The sequence below is a fragment of the Peribacillus folii genome (assembly GCF_030271255.1).
Lineage (GTDB): Bacteria > Bacillota > Bacilli > Bacillales > DSM-1321 > Peribacillus.
Genome location: NZ_JASJOM010000013.1, coordinates 84,534 through 103,397, shown reverse-complemented (window position 1 = coordinate 103,397; position 18,864 = coordinate 84,534). Strand labels below are relative to the sequence as shown.

Genomic DNA, 18,864 nt, shown 5'->3' with positions numbered 1-18,864 from the left:
AGCCATAAAAATAGACAAACTCGATTTTCATCGAGTTTGTCTACAGTCTGGGGTTGGGAATGAAATCATTCCCAACCCTTTTTATACGCAGGGAGCGCACACAGTAATTTTGCCTGCTTTCAGATCGAGTTTCTCGTGAAACCAAATTGAAAGGTCCCTTCACAAGTGAGGGGACCTTTCGCTTCTTTATTTAACTTCCAGATTACTTATATAAAACCCAATTTTTTGATCGTTCTTTTTATCGGCTGCATGCCTGACCGTTTCCCCTTTATATAAAGTCTTTCCAGTCTTTAAATCGGCAATCAGCAGCTGGGCAGGATCGTTTGTTAAAGTTTCCTTTTCCCTTCTGTTCCCTACTAGGAAGTACACACGCCCATTCTTAATGGCAACGAAGTTTTCATCCCTTTTATTAAAAGCTAAGTCCAGCTCCATGTCATTCGTTAACGCTTCACTGCTTAAGTCAAATGTCTTCAGGTGATACTTTCCGGATGTGCCATCAATTGCGTATAGGTTTTTCCCATCGGTATAACCAGATCTGGCGATGTCCAGATTAAGCGACTCTTTCTTGGCGCCCTTAATCGTTGTTAACTTTTCCGTATCATACTGATATGAGAGCAGCTTGCTATCCTTTGGCTTTTCCTCATAATCACCTTCCTCATGAGTTACGCCTTTAATGATTGAAAATAAGATCATATTGTTTGGCTGCGAAGGTGATATATCCACCGGAATATTAAATTCAACTTGATCCGGGTACGTAAAGGTTTCAGAGACTAGGGTTCTGTCACTCACAACCTCTTTCTTGGCTAAATCGATTGTATACAAATGAACCTCTTTCGTTTGCTTATCATCGTTTGAATCCACGTCATTCATCGTCAATACCTGCAGCTTCGAATGAATCAGCTGCACATCCCAGACTTCGGTATTCATGAATCTCCCTTGATCGGGAACGGCAATTCGGAAGGATGTTTCATCTTCATCTTTTTTGTCCAATAAAGCGACGTCGAACTCTGCATTCATTTTCCCACTCTTCGTATACTCGTTGTTCAACGAAGCGTAAGCGAGGAAATCAGCATCCTCATAAAAGGAATCGATAACGTCCTTCCCGCGCATGAATGAACGATGTTCACTTACCAATCGTTCAATTCGGTAATCAAATTCATCAGACCAAAATGACCTGCCTCTGATATTTGTATTTCGATTGGAATCAATCATCAGTGGTTCATAAAAGTTGCCAACTTCAAGTGCTGCATGTACTCTAACCGAATCAAGCTCTTTATCGCTGCCTTCAATTGTCTTGATCGTATACGTTGGCAGGCCGGAAGCGGAGGAAGCTACTTTCACATAATAGGTCCCGATGCTTAAGAGGACAACCAAGCATATGATGATGCTGCATATATAACGTTTCACCTTGTTCACTCTCCTTTTTTGATTGTTTTTAGACGGTAACACGATGTTTCAATAACCATGAACCAAGCCAAATCGATAACCCTGTCACGATGATTCCCAATGTGAGCAGAAGACCGAATAATTCATTTGAATAGAAATGGAAGGTTCCAGTTTCATGTATGAAAATAGGGGTTAAAAACAGCGACGCCGCAACACCGACATACACCAGACCCAATAGAATGCCTTTCATGCGGAAGCTTCGTTCAAACATGATTGCCGTGAATATCACCGACATGACCATAAGGCCAATACAATAGGAAAACAGGAAGTCTATAAAGGTGGTCGGCATGATCAGCATCAATACCTCATTTGCCTTCACTATGGAGAAGATGGACCTTTCCATAACCAACAACGATGCCGGCACGCTTGAATTGAATAACGCAATTTCCAGCGGTAAAAGGATCATCTGCCAGGCGACCAATCCCAATACCATCAGGAAGATGGCCGTAGCTTTGGATAGGTAGATGGATAATCTGGATGTCGGTAGCATCAAGAGGCGATAAATGAACGTATTCTTGCCGAACCAATCACGATACCAAATTAAAAAAATGTAAAAAATAAGAGCAACGGCACTTAACGCAATCGGGCCTAGAAACCAAAGCGTATGGGAAATATGGGTGAAATCAATGCCGCCATATTCACTAAGATAAGCGGCTTCCGATAGCTTTTCCTGCAGCATGGTTTTTCTGGCATCATTAATAAGGCTCTTCGTTACGATCAGCACCCCGGCAAATTGCGAAAGCACGGTGATCAGCAATAAAGTAAGATAAATTTTACTAAAACGGTTGATCTCAAAATTGACTAGCTTCATATAACGCATCATGCTTGATACACCTCTCTCATTACATCGACTACCGATTTCCCTTCTTCTTCACGCATTTCTTCCGTATTGAAATCCTTAAGCACTGTCCCGTTATCCAATAGAATGACCTTGTCGATCAAATGCTCGATATCACCGATTTCATGGGTCGTGATGATGACGCCCCTGTCCTCGATGAGATGGCTCGCAAAAACATTGGCGATCTGCTCGCGGCTGAATATATCGATTCCCGAAAAGGGCTCATCCATCAGGACATAATCCACGTCAAGCGACAGTCCGAGCATCAGGTTAAGCTTGGCTGTATTGCCTTTGGACAATTCCGAAATGCGGCTTTCCTCTTTCAGCTTGAAGAATTCCAGCAATTGATGGGCTCTTTCCTGATTCCATGTAAGATAGAAATCCTTCATGAACACCATTGCCTGTGTGACCGTCATTTGCGGAAGCATCGTCGGAGCGTCCGGAATGAAGGTGATTTTTTCATAGCTGTCCTTATTTATTTTTTGACCATCGATCAGGATTTCTCCTTTATATGGCGTCAAGCCCATGATTGCCTTAAGCGTTGTCGTTTTACCGACACCATTTATTCCGATCAGACAAGTGACTTCGCCTTTATTGGCGGTAAAGGAAACACCATCCAATATTTTTTTGCGGCCATATTTTTTGGAAACTCGTTTTACCTCGATCATTTACCTTCCTCCTCCCTGATTTCTTCCGAGTATTTTTCTTTCACGACACGAAGCAATTCATCGACTGGCACATTAATCGGACGGATTGCATCGACAAAGGAATCGACGGCTTCCAGGATCAGCTCCTGCCTCACAGCCTGTAATACCGTTTCATTTGTAGTGATTTGACTGGGAAAATTCCGTTCAGTGTGAATCAAGCCCTGTTCCTCCATTTCTTTATACGCTTTTTGAGCAGTATTGGGATTTATGTTCAATGCAGCGGCCAGTTCTCTTCGCGAGGGAATCTCCTGTCCAGCCACGAAATTGCCGATGGCTATTTGCTCTTTAAAATGACGAACGACTTGTAAATATACTGGTTCCCGGGTATTAACGTTCATAAGACCACCCCCTATTCATGTAAAATCTGATTGGATTGTTACGTGTATGTACTACGTGGTTCATACACCTTATAGATGTACTATACCCGTAATACACCAAACCTGTCAACATTAATTTCCAAGCCAAAAACCCCAAATGCAGGGCACTCGAGGCTTTTACTGTTATTTCAATGAATCCCTATTATCCCTGACAAATTGTTCAAAGGTGATGGGAGCATGTCCCAATATATCTTGTAAATCACTTGTGACCCGCTTCGCGAAGCCGATTTTCGCGGTTGTATATATCCCCACCATTACGACGATTTTGTCCCTGCTCATCCCTTTTTTCCGATATGTATTCCAGAATTCAAGAATGCTTGGATTCGAATATGTGAAGCTTTCACCTGTTATGCGGCTGAAAATGTCAGCCACCTCTCGATATGATAAGGCTTCACTTCCAGTTAAGTCATAGGACTTCCCTCGATGCTCTTCCTGTATCAATGTCTTCATGGCCGCGATGCCTATATCACGGACATCGATGAAGCTCGTTTTCCCTTTGCCCGCAGGAACATAAATATCATGTTTCTTCCTTAATTCTTCACCATGCTCTGTAAGCAGGTTCTGCATAAAGAAGCTCGGACGCAAAAACGTATAAGGAATTTTTGAATCCAACAAGACTTTTTCAATTTTGGCATGCGGGACAATTTTGTTTTTGTCCGCCCCAAGTACGGAAAGAAATACGATATGCTGCACACGCTGCTTGACCGCCTCTTCTATGAACGGACGAAAATACTTATTAACATCAGCAAGGTGCGGGGGGCGCATCAAAAAGACGGAGTCGATTCCCTGTAACGCCCCCGAAAATGATGATGCATCCTCAAAATTCAAATAACGGTCACCATGATCCTTTCGGTGGCTTGCCGTTTCAAACGGGATTCCTTCAGCTTGCAGGTTCCTCACGATTTCCCTTCCTACGTTGCCGGTTGAACCTGTAATTAAAATCATGCCCTTCATCCTTTCTATGAGTAAAGTAACGTAATTTTGTCTCCTACATGACGGTATCTACTGAAATAAGTGATGCAGCAGGCGATCTTTATCTTCAAAAAACTGCTTCATCAACAAATAGTGATCTGTTTGCTCCAACGCCGCTTCGTTTATTCCAGACTCGGTAATCTGGAGGATTTTTGCTTCCGGATAGGCCATGAGAATCGGGGAATGGGTGGAAATGATGAACTGCGACCCTTGATCGACAAGCTCGTTGATCCTCGCGAGCATCGACATTTGCCTCAACGGTGACAAAGCGGCCTCAGGCTCATCGAGGATATACAGTCCATTGCCTTGAAAGCGCTCCACAAATGCAGCGAAAAAGGATTCCCCGTGTGATTGCTCGTGCAGGGACTTCCCTCCATAGGAATCGATGATTTTCGGCCCAAACGCCTCCTTGTCCAGTTCTTCTATATTCGTTGCTACATTATAAAAGGTTTCTGCCCTGAAGAAAAAATGGTCCTCCGGTTTGAATGCCCCTTTCTTCAAACGCAGATATTGATCTAAATCAGAGTGCGAATCATAATTGGAAAAATTGAAATTCAACGTTCCGCCTTCAGGGTTAAAACCATAAGAAATCGCAATTCCTTCGAGTAAGGTGGATTTCCCCATGCCATTTTCCCCAATAAAATAGGTTACATTGGGATGGAAGGCCAGTTCTTGAAGGTGCTTGATAACCGGCAGATCAAGCGGAAAAGAGTCATAGGAAGAAATGCGCTCCCGATTCAGGTACATGCCCCTGATATATTGTGTATCATCAGTTAGTTTCATCGCATTCACCTCAAATTATTAAGAGTATTTAGTAAAGGGCTGCTATTTGTCGTGTAGGATTCTATGACCTCCATAAGCCGAACGATCACCATCCAGTGATTTCGTCCAGCGTCTCGCTTTTTCATCGATCATCTTGATGAACTCATTCTTCCCGTTGACGTATTCCTTGATATCCTCCGGGAATTCAGCAGCCAACCGTCGCTTAAGCTGACTATACGCTTCGGCTTCTTGCGGGTGCGCCAGCATATAATCCCGAAAAGCGAGGTGCCTGGCAATCTCCTCATGACCATATTGGAACATATGAATATGATGCGACCGCTCATTTCCGCCCTTACTGAAAAACCTTCGTCCAGCGATGCCATTCTCCCCCCTTGCCTCATAGCCAATCCGCTCCATTTGTTTAGTAAAGTCACCGATGCGATCAATGCTCCGAACGACCGCCAATATATCTATGACAGGCTTTGCAAGGATGGCCCGAATCGCGGTACTGCCAATATGGGATACTTTTATCAACTCATTTCCGAATATAGCCTCTAAGCTCTCGCATTCATCACGGAATACGCTCTGCCACTCCTTCTTATGTGCAACGACTTCGACTTTTCTCATATAAACCTCCTTTACCGTGGTCCATGATGCTTTTTATAGGTTGAATTACAACCATGCTTGCCACATCCATGTTCGTAAAAACGGGAAGCGTTAATTTCGAGGCACCTTCTTAATAAACGCTAGCCTATTTTCATTCGCTTCCTTCAGGACAGCTTGAATGAATGGAGCTTTCCCTTTCGTGTATCTCGCCCTATCATTGGAATGCACTTGGGCCAAGTCCTGCTTCAATTGCTGATATTGCTTCCGCACCTCAGGATGTGCGCTTACATAATCCCTGAACGCAAGTTGGTTTTTCCATTGTTCACTTCCAAATTCATAGATATGCAAATGATGGGTACCTGCACGCCATTGACCTTTTCTAAAAAAACGCCTTTCGGGAAACTCCTTATGTGAGACAAATTCATAGCCGATCGAACGTAACGGCTGTATGAACGCTTCCGCCTCATCTAAATGCTGCACACCAGCCATGAGATCCAACACCGGTTTTGCTGCCAATCCTTTGACGGATGTACTGCCAATATGCTCAATATAGAGGCGATGGCCATGTAATACTGTTATGATCCTCGTTTTCTCCTGCTCGAATTCACTGACCCAATCGGGGTTATAATCCTCGATGGTAATTTTCTTTTCCATTCAATCACCCTGCTTTTCATGTGTTGCTAGCGGTTATTTTTCATCACGTGACCATCTGACGAGTGGATCCTGAACACTCGGTTCATAGTACGTCCCTTGATACATTTTTTCCGCTCCGGTGACTTTATTCGTTCGAATGACGGTGTATCTTCCTTTATCATAATTTTTGGTAAGATAATATTTCCGGCTTGAGAACCCTTTATCGGGTCCTTGTAAGGTGGACGTATAGTTGTGTTCCTCGGGCTCATTCAGGCTCTCCCTCACCACCGCTTGGATATTAAGCGGCGTATTCTCAAGCTTGACATCACTTTGGACCTGGATATCCTTTCTTTTCGCTTTCCCTGAAGGGACGGATGTTAGTTCAATCGTGTCGTGGGTTTGTTCGGAGAATGCTTTCGTGACGCTGTATGAATAAACGATTTTCATCGAGCTAATATGGTCTTTCAATTTAATGGTAAAATCAGGCGCGGCAAAACTCAAAAGAAAGGTGAGCGAAATGCATGCAATCAGCAGGGTAAACGAAAATTTCTCCATATTATCCTCTTTCCCGACGATGTATTTGTACTCCATACTTCTTCATTCAATATGATTCATTTGTTTTGGAATGACCCCAAATTTAGCGATTAAAAAAAGCGCCAGAAAACTTGATTTATGGAATCATCATTCTCTTGTCTCTTTATCTAGTAATATGTACATATAAACTTTAACATAAATGACAATAAAGGGTAAAATTGTATCTATTAGAGGTTCAGCTTTATAATGAAAATGGGAAACCCCATTATACAAAGGTTTCCCATCCTCCTTGCAGCAGCTTCATTCATCACTTATGCGTTTATTTCCTAGCATTACTTGCCATCTCCATGATAAATGAGCTGCACCACGCCGGAAGAAAACGTCCTTGCATTCACCAATTTCAGATTCACCCTTTTTGTTATATCCATGAACATCGGTTTTCCTTCTCCCAAAATGACAGGGTGGATCGATAACCGGAATTCATCAACAAGCCCCAGGTTAATGAAAGTGGTAATGAGGCTGGCTCCTCCATACAGCCAGATGTCTTTCCCTGGCTTATCCTTCCATTGATTTACTTCTTCGAAAATATTTTCATTTATATAGATTGCCTGATCATCAGCACTCATTTGGTTCCTGGAGAACACATATTTCTTTTTACTATGAACCAATTCCCAGATTTCTTTTTCGGTATCCAAGGCTTTCGTATCCGGAATATACTGTCCCCATAATTCATAGCTTTTCCTGCCATATATGATGGCATCGATTTGATTCAGGAAATTGGTGAATCCCATTTCAGGGTCCATGATGCACCAATCAACCTCTCCGTTTTTCCCTTCAATAAAGCCATCCAAGGTAACGGCTAAATCTAATAGTACCCTTCTTCGTTTTCCGGTAGTGCACATCACTTTTCCTCCATTTCATTAAATCGCGTTTCTCCTGCCTCAATGAACGTGCTTCACACCAAACACGAATATTTGTTCTTATTTTGATTATAACAAGGATTGAGGGCGGTATCAAACATCCCCATTGACTTGTTACTACAGATTTGGAGAATCAATGTCTTGTCCGTTTCACTTCCCTGCAGGCGCGTGACTTTTCAGAGGCGGTCCGCTGAGCCTCCTTGGCGTTGATCGTTCTCATTATTTCCATAAAAAAAAGCCGCCAATTTGGCGGCCTTTGTTAGCGAAGGGCTTGATTGGCCGCAGGCTGCGACATCATTTCAAGTCTTCGAATCCGTATTTTTCAAAGATTTTCATGGATGAGTTCGTTTGAAGGTAGTCATAGAATACCTTGGCTTCTTTGGCATGCTTTTGGTCATTGATCAATCCTACCGGATAGATGATTGGATCGTGCAGATCCTCATTCGCCGTTGCGACCATCTTCACTTTATCCGAGCTCAGTGCATCGGTTTTGTAAACGAGTCCAGCATCGACATTCCCCGTTTCCACATATGTGAGCACTTGCCTGACATCCTTGCCGTATACGACTTTATCTTCAATTTCTTTCCACAGATTCATGTTTTCCAATGTTTGCTTCGCGTACTGCCCGGCCGGTACTGACTCAGGTGTACCAACGGCAATTTTGTCTGCCTTGGTGAGGTCAGCTATCGATTTCAATTCTTTCTCGGAATCCTTCGGTACTACGAGCACCAGCTCATTGCCGACTAAATCGATCCCATTCTTCTTATCTATAAGATCTTCGTCGACTAATTTTTCGAATTTATCTTCTGCGGCCGAAAAGAATAGGTCAACAGGTGCCCCTTGAGAAATTTGCTGTTGAAGCGCTCCAGATGCCCCAAAGTTATAATTGACCTTCACATTTGGGTGGTCCTTTTCATAAGCCGCCTTTATATCCGTTAACGCATCCTGCAGGCTAACGGCTGCGGAAACCGTCAATTCCACTTGTTTGGGTTCTTGCTGTGCCTTGTTTTTTTCTTCATCATTCGAGCAGCCCGTACCGATGATCACGAGCAGCATCATTGCAAAAATCAAGAAATGTAATTTTCTCAAAGTCAATCTTCCTTTCACCCTATTTATAACTAGTTATATCTAATTATAACTGGTTATAAATAGTATAAATCAATTATGCGGTTTTAATCAATCCCCCTTGCTTTGAGAATTTACGTGCACTACGCTACAATGAGGAGGGAGGGATGCATATGCCGCAAGAGCTATCCTATACAATCGAAGAAGTCGCACAGCTTTTGAAAGTCTCTAAATTGACGATCTATGATCTTGTTAAAAAAGGGGAATTGCCTGTATTCCGCGTCGGCAGGCAAATGAGGATGGATGCAAAGGATTTGGAGAAATATATCGCCACAAGCAAGTCCCCGGCATTTACATCGGCTGCCGGACCACCAAACCGGAACGAAGCAAAAGAAGCCTCCCCCCTTGTCATCAGCGGACAGGACATGGTGCTGGATCTGCTTGGGCAGTATATCGAGAAAAATTCCGGCCATAAGGCATTACGATCCCACAAGGGAAGCTTGAACGGTTTGATTTCCATGTACAATGGCGAAGCCGATATCGTCAGTTTACATATGTTTGATGGTGATACAGGAGAATACAATCTTCCTTATATAAAAAAAATCCTAGTTGGTTATCCCTACGTTTTACTTAACCTTCTTTCAAGGAAGGCTGGATTATACGTTAGAAAAGGGAACCCCTTCAACCTTGCTGCCTGGACTGATTTAACCAATGACAAGCTGACCTTCATCAATAGGGAGAGGGGATCTGGCGCAAGAATCCTTCTTGATGAGCAGTTACGGATCAACAAGATTCCCGCTAAAAGCCTCAAGGGCTATGAAAACGAGGAATCCAATCATTTAAGCGTCGCATCAGCCGTTTCATCCGGGGCTGCTGATGTGGGGGTAGGAATTGAAAAGGCGGCTAAACTGGTTGGAGTCGACTTCGTTCCATTGATAACGGAACGCTACGATCTTGTTTTATTAAAAACCCTCAAAAACGAGGAACTCATAAAGACCGTCAAAACGATAGTAGCCTCGATCCCGTTTCAAGCGGAAATCGATGCCTTGGGTGATTATGATATTTCGAAGACGGGCTCCGTCATTCACGAGACCTTTTAAAAAAAAAGGAAAGCTATTGCGTCAGCGGCCTTCCTTTTTTTCCTGTCCACGGCTGATTCAGTATCAAAGGGCACATTTTTCGATTTCAAATCCGAGATCTTCGATGATGCCCCAGTCTTCAGTCGGTTCTTGACCGGCTGTCGTTAAGTAATCACCGACGAATATCGAGTTGGCGGCATACAGTGCCATGGGCTGCAGCGAACGGAGGTTGATTTCACGACCGCCTGCAAGACGGATTTCTTTACTTGGATTTACGAACCTCATCATCGAAATCAATTTCAAGCATTTCGCTGGGGTCAGCTCGGAAGTTCCCTCAAGCGGCGTGCCGTCGATGGCGTTGAGAAAATTACAAGGAATCGAGTCCGCATCCAGGCCGCGAAGTGATAGGGCGATCTCCACGGCCTCCTTTTCGGATTCGCCCATTCCGAAAATGGCACCTGAGCATGGGGACATGCCGGCTTCCTTCACAGCTTCGACCGTATCCACCCTGTCCTCATAGGTGTGCGTCGATGTAATGTTGCCGTAGTTTTCCTGTGAAGTATTCAGATTGTGATTGTAGCGATGAACCCCGGCAGCTGCCAGTTTCCTTGCATGCTCTTCATTCAGGAAACCAAGGCAGCAGCAAATCTTAAGATCGGTCGTTTCGCGGATTTCCTGCACGGCTTCAATGACATGATCTACTTCCCTATTGGTTGGACGCCGGCCCGAAGCAACAATGCAATACGTACCCGCTTTACGGCGGATCGATTCCTGCGCACCCTCGACAATCTTTTCTTTCGTCAGCCACGCATATTTATCGATTGGTGCCTCGGAGACGATGGACTGCGAGCAGTAGCCGCAATCTTCGGGACATAATCCCGATTTCGTGTTAATAATCATATTCAATTTGACTTTATTTCCATAATGATGCCTGCGGATGAGGTAAGCTGCACTCAAGATTTCCAGAAGCTCTTCGTCCGGGGCTTGCACGATGGATAAAGCCTCTTTTTCCGTTACTTTATGCCCCTGAATCACACGTTCGGCTAATACCTTCCAATCGATTGCTACTGTTTCCATATCATTCCCTCTTTTCCGTTGAATGTTACATTCCTATTCCTTTATCCGTTTCGATCGGAACGGATGGCCTTAAACGCAGCTATCACGTGGTCGATATGCGTTTCCTGATGTTCCGCCATTAAGGTAAGGCGGATGCGGGAGGTTCCATCCGGCACTGTCGGGGGTCGTATCGCTGGTGCATAAATGCCGTACTTATGTAACTCCTTCGAAAGCAGCATCGCTTGCGCTGGTTCCCCGCAAATGACGCCAAGGATCGGCGTTTCTCCCCCCGTCACCATGTAGCCTAGGGAGGTCAATTCCTGATACAGTAGCCGGGTCATGTCTTGAAGGTGCACCCTGCGTTCAGGTTCGGTCAGGATGATATCGACAGCAGCCAATGCACCCGCCACTACACCCGGGGGCAATGCGGTAGAGAAGATGAAGGGCCTGGCTTTATTGACGAGATAGTCGATTAAAGACCGGCTTCCTGCAATGAATCCACCCTCTGCTCCAATCGCTTTGGATAGCGTCCCCATCTCGATATCCACCTTCCCCTTCACACCAAAATGTTCGGAAGTCCCCCTGCCGTCCTTGCCCAGCACACCAGTCGCGTGTGCATCATCCACCATGATCAAGGAGCCATAACGTTCGGCAAGATCAATGATGCCAGGCAGCGGAGCGATATCACCCTCCATCGAGAAGACGCCATCGGTCACGATCAAGGTATTCCTGAAACCGCGATTGCTCCTCAGCTTCATCTCCAAATCGCCCAGATCAACGTGGCTGTATATGATCGTTTCCGCACGTGATAGCCGGCAGCCATCGATGATGCTGGCATGATTGCTTTCATCCGATAAAATGAGATCGCCCTTGCCCACGATGGTCGTCAATACTGCCATATTCGCCATATAACCCGTATTCAACACGATTGCCGCTTCCGTTTGCTTGAATTCAGCCAGTTTTCTTTCGAGGTTCCCATGGATGATGGAATGGCCGGTGGTCAATCGTGAGCCTGTCGAGCCTGCTCCGAATCTTTCAGTGGCCTGTACCGATGCTTCTATTACGCGCCGATCCTGGGCAAGTCCCAAATAATTATTGGAAGCGAACATCAACATCCGTTGTCCATTCACCAAGGCCTGTCCCTTTTCTTTCAGCGTTTCAACCGAGTGCAATTGCCGATACAGTCCCTTTTCTTTCAGCGTAGCCAGTTCCTGCTCCCAAATCATCCTGTCCGATCCCCGTCACTCACCAATCGTCCGATCATAAACGAACCTCCAAACCAATTATTTGTTAACCTAAATATAAAAAAGTTAACACAATTACGAATAATATCATACAACCATTCTATTTTCCAAGCACCAATTCTCCCTATTTTCCTTTGTCGCCCTTAAAATGTTAACCTAAATATAAAATGGTTGACATATAAAATATCAATCAGGCAAACTAGTAGTGGGCCATTTGCCAGCCAGCTATTAATAAAAGGAGGTTGTTAACGTGAAAGCAAGATCGATTTCTTATGTGGCCTTTTTTACTGCGTTAACCGCAGTAGGCGCCGCAATCAAGATACCTGTCCCGTACATACCATTCACGCTGCAGATTCTGGCTGTCTACTTGGCAGGCGCATTGCTTGGTCCCCGGCTTGGGTCACTCAGTATAGTATGTTACGTCGGGATCGGACTGCTCGGGGTGCCGGTGTTTGCGGAGGGCGGGGGATTGGGGTATCTATTCAAGCCCACTTTCGGCTATTTGCTCGGATACATCCTTGGCGCCTATGTTAACGGATGGCTGATCTGCCGCTTCGATTTATCGTCGATCCGTTCCATTTTTGTTGCCAATGCTGCGACATTGCTGACCGTTTACTTATTCGGCTGCATCTGGCTGTACGGAGCGATGAAATGGTTCGCAGATGCGCCGCTTTCACTCGGCCAAACGGTCCTTTACGGCTTCATCATACCGGCTCCCGGTGATGTATTGCTGTGCATGCTATGTGCCATCATCATCCAACGAGTACGCCCGCGTCTATCCAAATTCATCCATATAAAGGAGCTGAATCATCCATGGGCCAAGCCTACTTTATAACCGGAACCGGAACGGATATCGGAAAAACGATCGTCACGAGCGCGCTTTATCTATCACTTCAAACCTTGGGAAAAAGCGTCACGATCTTCAAGCCCTTCCAAACCGGAATCAATGCTGAAAATCATACATACCCGGACATTTCCTGGTTCGAGCAAGAACTCGGTGTTAAAAATCCAGGATTCTATACCCTTGAGCCTGAAACCTCACCGCATTTGGCGATCAAATTGACGGGAAGTCCAATCGATGGAAAAAAAGCCGTGGAAAGGGTCCGTGAACTTGAGAACATCTATGACATCGTGTTAGTCGAAGGTGCAGGCGGATTAGCCGTACCGCTCATTGAACGGGAATCCGATTTCTATATGACGAAGGATTTCATCCAGGATTGCGGCATGCCTGCCGTATTCGTATCAACATGTGGATTGGGCGCGATTCATCAAGTCGTGACGGCACAATCCTATGCCCGCACCCACGATATTCCTGTTAAAACGATCATTTATAACCATTACCGGCCAGAAAATCTGATTCATCGCGATAATATCGAAACGATCGAAAAGCTGACAAATCTGGAGGCGCTTGCCTGCCTGCCCACTTTTGCCGATGTCAGGAAAGAATTGAGACCCCAAACCCTTGATCTTCTTGATGACCAAGGATATATCCAACAACTGAAAGAGGTGTTCAAAGCATGAACCATTTCGAATTGGAGCAATGGGATAAGGAATATGTGTGGCATCCGTTCACTCAAATGAAAACATATCGCGAAAGCAAGCCGTTAATCATCGAGCGCGGTGAGGGCAGCCACCTGATCGATGTCGAGGGCAATCGCTACCTCGACGGCTATGCATCTTTATGGGTGAATGTCCACGGCCATAATGAGCCTGAGCTCAATGGCGCCCTTATTGCACAAGTGAACAAAATCGCGCACTCGACGCTGCTCGGATCCGCAAATGTGCCTTCGATTTTGCTCGCGAAAAAACTGGCAGCGGTCACACCCGGTCAGTTATCGAAGGTCTTCTACTCTGATACGGGATCTGCGGCAGTCGAAATCGCCCTTAAAGTCGCCTACCAATATTGGCAGAACATCGATCGCGACAAGCATCGGCACAAAAACAAATTCGTCTCCCTTGACGAAGCATATCATGGTGATACCGTAGGAGCTGTAAGTGTGGGCGGAATGGATTTATATCATAGAATCTTCAAGCCGCTCTTGTTCGAACGCATCTCCGCCCCTTCACCATATACGTATCACATGACCGAACTCGGAGATCAAGAGGCGGTGAAAAATCACTGTTTGAATGAGCTGGAAAAACTGCTGCAGCAGCAATCCGCAGAAATTGCCGGCTTGATCATCGAGCCGCTTGTCCAGGGAGCGGCAGGGATCATCACCCATCCACAAGGCTTTTTGAAAGAGGTGGAGCGTTTATGCAGGCAGTACGAGATCCTCTTGATTTGTGACGAAGTGGCCGTAGGCTTCGGACGTACCGGTACGATGTTCGCCTGTGAGCAAGAAGATGTCGTACCGGACATCATGTGTATGGGCAAAGGGATCACCGGCGGCTATATGCCGCTAGCGGCGACCATCATGAACGAGCGGATTTTCCAATCCTTTCTCGGAGAGCGTGAGGAGCATAAGACCTTTTATCACGGCCATACCTATACAGGAAACCAGCTCGCCTGCGCCTTGGCGTTGAAGAACATCGAGCTGATGGAGGAGCGCGGGCTCATTCATGACATCCAGAAGAAAGCCAAACAGCTAACCAAGAAACTGCAGGCGCTGTACGAGCTCCCCATCGTCGGCGATATCCGCCAGCGCGGGCTGATGATAGGAGTGGAGATCGTCAAAGACCGGCAAACAAAAGAACCGTTCCCGCTTCAAGAGAACGTCGTATCCGAAATCATCCAAACGGCCCGGCATCATGGCCTGATCATTCGCGAGCTTGGCCCCGTCATCACGATGATGCCGAACCTCGCCATGTCGGAAGAAGAATTGAATGTCATGGTTGATACGGTGTACCGTGCCATACAGGAGGTAGCCATCTATAAAGGATTGATTCCAGCAGCCAATTGAAAAATCACGAAGAACCGGAACAAGTCCAGTGCTCCGGTTCTTTGCGGTCTTGTTTTAGCTTCAAACGAACAATGGAATTTCCGGAGGCATTCCCGCTTCTAGAAGGAATTAAATGAAAATGATGAAAAAGGAAAAGATGAATGCCAAAAAACGAAATGCCCAAGCTGTATTTTCTTCCTATCAAATATAAGCTGATCACCAGACTTACACATCCGATATTCAAGCATATGATGGCACCGACATAAGCGTTAAACTCAGGTAGAGTTCCCGCGATGTAAAGCAGGTTGAGAGTAATTTGCAGCGATATGCATAGAGCTAGCTGTCGTTCCATGGTGCTTTCTATCATTTTGAAAGTCCAGCGTGTCTAAAATAAGCTACTAACAAAATTGTCGATTCAAATCGTTATCATGTTACCCCCAAGCCTTTGTTCTTTTTATAGATATAAAGCGACCTTATGAAGCTATAGGCTAAAATCAAGCTTATCATGGCAAACGGGAGTGAAGCGGCAATCAGCAATTTTTTCACGCCGATGAAATGGGCTAAATAAGGTAAAAGACCCGTTAATAAAATGAAGAGAATTCCATCCAATGCATCGGCTATCGAAATAACCTTTCCTCTCATGTTATTCGGGGTGGATTGAAGCTCAACATTCAATAAATTGGAAGGCAGAAACATCGCTATCCATAAAAATAAATATAATATTGGCCCTAGTATGAACGGGGAGAAAGCTATGCCGATACTGCTGAAGGATAAAATGACTAATGGGACGACATATCCAAATTTAGTTATTTTTGAAGATACATAACGCTCCCTCCACGGAACTGCGAAATAGTTTCCGATCAGCATACCTAGAGCTGCAATGAATCGATACACCCCATAATATTTTTCACCGTCTTGAATGGTCGAGTTTAGTAAGGGAACCAGCAAAACATCCGTGATGCTTAAGCACCCCCAAATCAAAAAAGACCCGAAAATAAGATTCTTTAGAACGTTGTGTTCCTTCAAATAAGCCACACTCATCATCCATCCGTTTTCCTTATGGGTTGATTTCCCCTCAGCATCATCCGCATGTGAGGCATCACTATCTAGATTGGCGGTAGGCAGCTTCGTCCAGGTTATCACTCCGGCAATGAAAAAAGTAATCGCATTGAACATGAGCAAGCCAATTATAGTGTCATTCAATAATCCGAATGCGGCAATTGCTGAACCGATCACTCTGGCTATGCTTGTTACTATTCCGATTAACCCGTTAGCCAATCCTAACTGATCTTTCTTCACCAAAGCTGGAATGCTTGAGGACAGTGCAGGATGATACGGCAGCTCAATGATCCCGATCAGTAATGTGATAACAAGAATGATGGTTGTGCTATCTGAATTAAAAGCCATCGTGCATGTTAAGAGGGCCAACAATAGATTAATGATCGTTAAGGTGAACCGTCTTGAATAGTTATCAACTATATTCCCGGCAATGGAGAAAAGAAGAAATTGCGGGGCGAAACGAATGATGAGAAATAGACCAAAGATGAATATCGATTGAGATAGGGTGAAAACATATGCAGCAAGGGCTATCCCTTGGGCCATGTTCCCAAGGGTAGACAGAGACTCGGATAGGCATAAGGCTGAAAACCTTTTTTCAGGTAATAATGGTCTGTATTTTTTAAATGGATGAAATACTTGCAATGAGATACCCCCAACTAACTTGAATGCGGAAATGACCACACAAACCCTATCAAACTCCACTTCTTTATGTATTTAAATGTCCAACGCAAGAAACAATCATGGTAAATCCATATAATCGCTTAGTCATATAAATGATAGTATTACACATAATTGGAAATATCTATATGTTTTTTTGTAAAAGGAGGAGTTCGGAGTGGTAGTTTAAATAGCTATAGACGCCTTACAAAAGGTAAAAGCTCGATTCGGGCAGAAGATACGGAAAAGCGCGAATTGGCGCTTTCCTCAAAGTTTGGACAATTTGCTCATTTGTTTCGGGCACTTTACTCGCAAATTTGGTGTCCTCATAACAAAAAAAGATGACCCGATTAAAGGTCATCTTCTTCCTAGTTCATTGGTATTAGCGAATGCCTTTCATGTATCCTTGAATCTTTGGTGATAAAGCCATAAGGGCCAGTCCAAGGATGATGGAAGCAACACCAATCACGCCAAAGTATGCCATTTCGGTTTGCGGCGTGTAAAATCTGACGATTTGCGCATTCAATGCTTGTGCCGCCGCACTTGCCAGGAACCACAGGCTCATCGTTTGTGCCGAGAAGGCAGCCGGAGCCAATTTAGTCGTCGCTGAAAGTCCTACCGGTGATAAGCAAAGCTCGCCAAGCACGACGAGGAAATAGCTGAGTACTAGCCATAATGGATTGACCAATGACTCCGATCCGCCGAAGTAAGCCGGAAGCAGGATCACCAGGAAGGATAACCCGGCGAACAGCAAGCCAATTGAAAACTTTTGCGGGATGGTCGGCTGGCGCTTTCCTAGCTTGATCCATAACCAGGCGAATACTGGTGCAAGGGTAATGATGAACAACGGATTCAATGATTGGAACCAGGCCGGGTTTATTTCGATTCCGGCAAAATTAAGCTGTGTGCGTTTGTCTGCATAGTTAGCCAAGATGGTTGCGCCTTGCTCTTGAATCGCCCAGAACATGACCGCTGCGATAAACAGAGGAATATAGGCGATCAAACGGGACCGCTCGACGGAAGTCGTTTTCGGGCTGCGATACATGAAAATGAAGTAAAGCGTCGGAATAACGATCCCGAGGATACCTACAAGACTTATAAAGGTTTTGATCGTCAAGATCCCTGCATAGGCACTGATGCCGATGAGAACAGCTACAATCAATACACCCAATCCAATTTTAGTGAAGGTCGCTTTCTTTTCATCTTGTGATAACGGATTGGCAGGAATTGTTCCAGCAAGTCCAAGGTTCTTTTTCTTGGTGGCAACGAAAACGATAAGCCCGATCAGCATACCAATTGCCGCCAGTCCAAATCCGAGGTGGAAGCTGTAGTTCATACCAACCGTACCGACAACGAACGGCGAAAGAAATGCACCCAGGTTGATGCCCATATAGAAGATGCTGAAACCGGAATCCCGGCGTTCGTCATTTTCCGCGTAAATTTCACCAACAATGCTGGAGACGTTCGGTTTTAATAATCCAGTACCTAATACGATGAGCACCATGGATACAAAGAACATGGCGAGACTGCCTGGTACAGCAAGGACGATATGCCCGAGCATGATCAGAATTCCCCCGTAGAATACGGCTTTCGAGGTCCCGAATATCCTGTCGGCGAACCAGCCGCCAATGATACCGGACATGTACACTAGCGATCCGTATATGGAAACAAGGGCAAGGGCCGTCGTTTCATCAAGGCCTAATCCCCCTTTTGAAACTTCATAATACATATAGTAAACAAGAATGGCCTTCATGCCATAATAGGAAAATCGCTCCCAGAACTCAGTAAAGAAAAGTGTGAATAATCCTTTTGGATTTCCAAAGAACCCTTTTTGAGGTACACTATCCACAATTTTCTGTTTATTAATCGTTGCCATACCTAGCCCCCCTTATATTATTGTATAATAACTTTTATTTTCATCTTTGTAAACAAATATTTAGTATATTTAAATAATTAATTTCAAAATAATTTATGTAGGGTTTTTTGTCGCATTCGCAACCCCTAGAAAATGTAAGCCCTTTCAGTAAAAT

The 18,864-nt window shown here is 44.8% G+C and carries 19 protein-coding genes; 4 read left to right on the top strand and 15 right to left on the bottom strand.

Features of this window, described 5'->3' with window-relative positions; all coding sequences use genetic code 11:
• Nucleotides 1-186: 186 nt before the first annotated feature.
• The 11 genes from QNI08_RS19630 to modA all read right to left on the bottom strand — a co-directional run bounded on the left by QNI08_RS19630 (nt 187) and on the right by modA (nt 8,884).
• Nucleotides 187-1,407, bottom strand: coding sequence for a hypothetical protein (locus tag QNI08_RS19630; RefSeq protein ID WP_285769071.1), 1,221 nt, complete (start codon nt 1,405-1,407; stop codon nt 187-189).
• A 28-nt stretch (nt 1,408-1,435) separates the two neighbouring features.
• A complete protein-coding gene (locus QNI08_RS19625) occupies nt 1,436-2,269 on the bottom strand; it encodes a hypothetical protein (RefSeq protein WP_285769070.1) in 834 nt (277 codons plus the stop codon).
• Nucleotides 2,266-2,952, bottom strand: a complete 687-nt coding sequence (locus QNI08_RS19620; protein ID WP_285769069.1) for an ABC transporter ATP-binding protein — start codon at nt 2,950-2,952, stop codon at nt 2,266-2,268. The genes QNI08_RS19625 and QNI08_RS19620 overlap by 4 nt, the downstream gene beginning before the upstream one ends.
• Nucleotides 2,949-3,329, bottom strand: a complete 381-nt coding sequence (locus tag QNI08_RS19615) for a GntR family transcriptional regulator (RefSeq protein ID WP_285769068.1) — start codon at nt 3,327-3,329, stop codon at nt 2,949-2,951. The genes QNI08_RS19620 and QNI08_RS19615 overlap by 4 nt, the downstream gene beginning before the upstream one ends.
• Before the next feature lie 162 nt (nt 3,330-3,491).
• Nucleotides 3,492-4,313: an SDR family oxidoreductase gene (locus QNI08_RS19610; RefSeq protein WP_285769067.1), complete on the bottom strand. Its 822-nt coding sequence runs from the start codon at nt 4,311-4,313 to the stop codon at nt 3,492-3,494.
• A 57-nt stretch (nt 4,314-4,370) separates the two neighbouring features.
• Complete coding sequence (locus QNI08_RS19605) at nt 4,371-5,123, bottom strand: AAA family ATPase (protein ID WP_285769066.1); 753 nt, start codon at nt 5,121-5,123, stop codon at nt 4,371-4,373.
• A 42-nt stretch (nt 5,124-5,165) separates the two neighbouring features.
• Nucleotides 5,166-5,729 carry a GrpB family protein gene (locus QNI08_RS19600; protein WP_285769065.1) on the bottom strand — a complete coding sequence of 188 codons (564 nt, stop codon included), beginning with the start codon at nt 5,727-5,729 and terminating at the stop codon, nt 5,166-5,168.
• Nucleotides 5,730-5,819: 90 nt separating this feature from the next.
• Nucleotides 5,820-6,362, bottom strand: coding sequence for a GrpB family protein (locus QNI08_RS19595; RefSeq protein WP_285769064.1), 543 nt, complete (start codon nt 6,360-6,362; stop codon nt 5,820-5,822).
• A gap of 33 nt (nt 6,363-6,395) precedes the next feature.
• The gene (locus tag QNI08_RS19590; protein WP_285769063.1) at nt 6,396-6,896 is read right to left on the bottom strand and encodes a hypothetical protein; all 501 of its coding nucleotides are present in this window, start codon (nt 6,894-6,896) and stop codon (nt 6,396-6,398) included.
• Between the two features lie 311 nt (nt 6,897-7,207).
• Nucleotides 7,208-7,777 (bottom strand): dihydrofolate reductase family protein, encoded by a 570-nt coding sequence (locus QNI08_RS19585; RefSeq protein ID WP_285769062.1) that lies wholly within the window; start codon nt 7,775-7,777, stop codon nt 7,208-7,210.
• Between the two features lie 312 nt (nt 7,778-8,089).
• Nucleotides 8,090-8,884, bottom strand: a complete 795-nt coding sequence (gene modA / locus QNI08_RS19580; RefSeq protein WP_285769061.1) for a molybdate ABC transporter substrate-binding protein — start codon at nt 8,882-8,884, stop codon at nt 8,090-8,092.
• A 149-nt stretch (nt 8,885-9,033) separates the two neighbouring features.
• Here modA and QNI08_RS19575 point away from each other — a divergent pair, with 149 nt between their 5' ends.
• Nucleotides 9,034-9,960, top strand: coding sequence for a helix-turn-helix transcriptional regulator (locus QNI08_RS19575; protein ID WP_285769060.1), 927 nt, complete (start codon nt 9,034-9,036; stop codon nt 9,958-9,960).
• Between the two features lie 63 nt (nt 9,961-10,023).
• On the opposite strand, the gene bioB is transcribed toward QNI08_RS19575, so the two are convergent.
• On the bottom strand, nt 10,024-11,016 hold the full coding sequence (gene bioB, locus QNI08_RS19570) for a biotin synthase BioB (protein ID WP_285769059.1): 993 nt from the start codon (nt 11,014-11,016) through the stop codon (nt 10,024-10,026).
• A gap of 41 nt (nt 11,017-11,057) precedes the next feature.
• Complete coding sequence (gene bioF / locus QNI08_RS19565; protein ID WP_285769058.1) at nt 11,058-12,221, bottom strand: 8-amino-7-oxononanoate synthase; 1,164 nt, start codon at nt 12,219-12,221, stop codon at nt 11,058-11,060.
• Nucleotides 12,222-12,489: 268 nt separating this feature from the next.
• On the opposite strand from bioF, the gene QNI08_RS19560 reads away from it, so the two are divergent.
• Genes QNI08_RS19560 through bioA form a run of 3 tightly spaced genes read left to right on the top strand, consistent with a single transcriptional unit; the run spans nt 12,490 to nt 15,139 of the window.
• Nucleotides 12,490-13,074: a biotin transporter BioY gene (locus QNI08_RS19560; RefSeq protein ID WP_285769057.1), complete on the top strand. Its 585-nt coding sequence runs from the start codon at nt 12,490-12,492 to the stop codon at nt 13,072-13,074.
• Nucleotides 13,053-13,760: a dethiobiotin synthase gene (gene bioD, locus QNI08_RS19555; RefSeq protein WP_285769056.1), complete on the top strand. Its 708-nt coding sequence runs from the start codon at nt 13,053-13,055 to the stop codon at nt 13,758-13,760. The genes QNI08_RS19560 and bioD overlap by 22 nt, the downstream gene beginning before the upstream one ends.
• The gene (gene bioA, locus QNI08_RS19550; RefSeq protein ID WP_285769055.1) at nt 13,757-15,139 is read left to right on the top strand and encodes an adenosylmethionine--8-amino-7-oxononanoate transaminase; all 1,383 of its coding nucleotides are present in this window, start codon (nt 13,757-13,759) and stop codon (nt 15,137-15,139) included. The genes bioD and bioA overlap by 4 nt, the downstream gene beginning before the upstream one ends.
• 405 nt (nt 15,140-15,544) lie before the next feature.
• Here bioA and QNI08_RS19545 read toward each other — a convergent pair whose 3' ends face one another.
• Together QNI08_RS19545 and QNI08_RS19540 are read right to left on the bottom strand one after the other, a co-directional pair.
• The gene (locus QNI08_RS19545; protein WP_285769054.1) at nt 15,545-16,819 is read right to left on the bottom strand and encodes an MFS transporter; all 1,275 of its coding nucleotides are present in this window, start codon (nt 16,817-16,819) and stop codon (nt 15,545-15,547) included.
• A gap of 397 nt (nt 16,820-17,216) precedes the next feature.
• A complete protein-coding gene (locus tag QNI08_RS19540) occupies nt 17,217-18,710 on the bottom strand; it encodes a peptide MFS transporter (protein ID WP_285769053.1) in 1,494 nt (497 codons plus the stop codon).
• Between the last annotated feature and the right edge of the window lie 154 nt (nt 18,711-18,864).

Excerpts from the sequence above, each read along its gene's own strand:
- QNI08_RS19625 (WP_285769070.1), bottom strand. The coding sequence starts at position 2,269 with ATGATGCGTTATATGAAGCTAGTCAATTTTGAGATCAACCGTTTTAGT.
- QNI08_RS19620 (WP_285769069.1), bottom strand. The coding sequence starts at position 2,952 with ATGATCGAGGTAAAACGAGTTTCCAAAAAATATGGCCGCAAAAAAATA.
- QNI08_RS19615 (WP_285769068.1), bottom strand. The coding sequence starts at position 3,329 with ATGAACGTTAATACCCGGGAACCAGTATATTTACAAGTCGTTCGTCAT.
- QNI08_RS19610 (WP_285769067.1), bottom strand. The coding sequence starts at position 4,313 with ATGATTTTAATTACAGGTTCAACCGGCAACGTAGGAAGGGAAATCGTG.
- QNI08_RS19605 (WP_285769066.1), bottom strand. The coding sequence starts at position 5,123 with ATGAAACTAACTGATGATACACAATATATCAGGGGCATGTACCTGAAT.
- QNI08_RS19600 (WP_285769065.1), bottom strand. The coding sequence starts at position 5,729 with ATGAGAAAAGTCGAAGTCGTTGCACATAAGAAGGAGTGGCAGAGCGTA.
- QNI08_RS19595 (WP_285769064.1), bottom strand. The coding sequence starts at position 6,362 with ATGGAAAAGAAAATTACCATCGAGGATTATAACCCCGATTGGGTCAGT.
- QNI08_RS19590 (WP_285769063.1), bottom strand. The coding sequence starts at position 6,896 with ATGGAGAAATTTTCGTTTACCCTGCTGATTGCATGCATTTCGCTCACC.
- QNI08_RS19585 (WP_285769062.1), bottom strand. The coding sequence starts at position 7,777 with ATGTGCACTACCGGAAAACGAAGAAGGGTACTATTAGATTTAGCCGTT.
- QNI08_RS19575 (WP_285769060.1), top strand. The coding sequence starts at position 9,034 with ATGCCGCAAGAGCTATCCTATACAATCGAAGAAGTCGCACAGCTTTTG.
- bioB (WP_285769059.1), bottom strand. The coding sequence starts at position 11,016 with ATGGAAACAGTAGCAATCGATTGGAAGGTATTAGCCGAACGTGTGATT.
- bioF (WP_285769058.1), bottom strand. The coding sequence starts at position 12,221 with ATGATTTGGGAGCAGGAACTGGCTACGCTGAAAGAAAAGGGACTGTAT.
- bioD (WP_285769056.1), top strand. The coding sequence starts at position 13,053 with ATGGGCCAAGCCTACTTTATAACCGGAACCGGAACGGATATCGGAAAA.
- bioA (WP_285769055.1), top strand. The coding sequence starts at position 13,757 with ATGAACCATTTCGAATTGGAGCAATGGGATAAGGAATATGTGTGGCAT.
- QNI08_RS19540 (WP_285769053.1), bottom strand. The coding sequence starts at position 18,710 with ATGGCAACGATTAATAAACAGAAAATTGTGGATAGTGTACCTCAAAAA.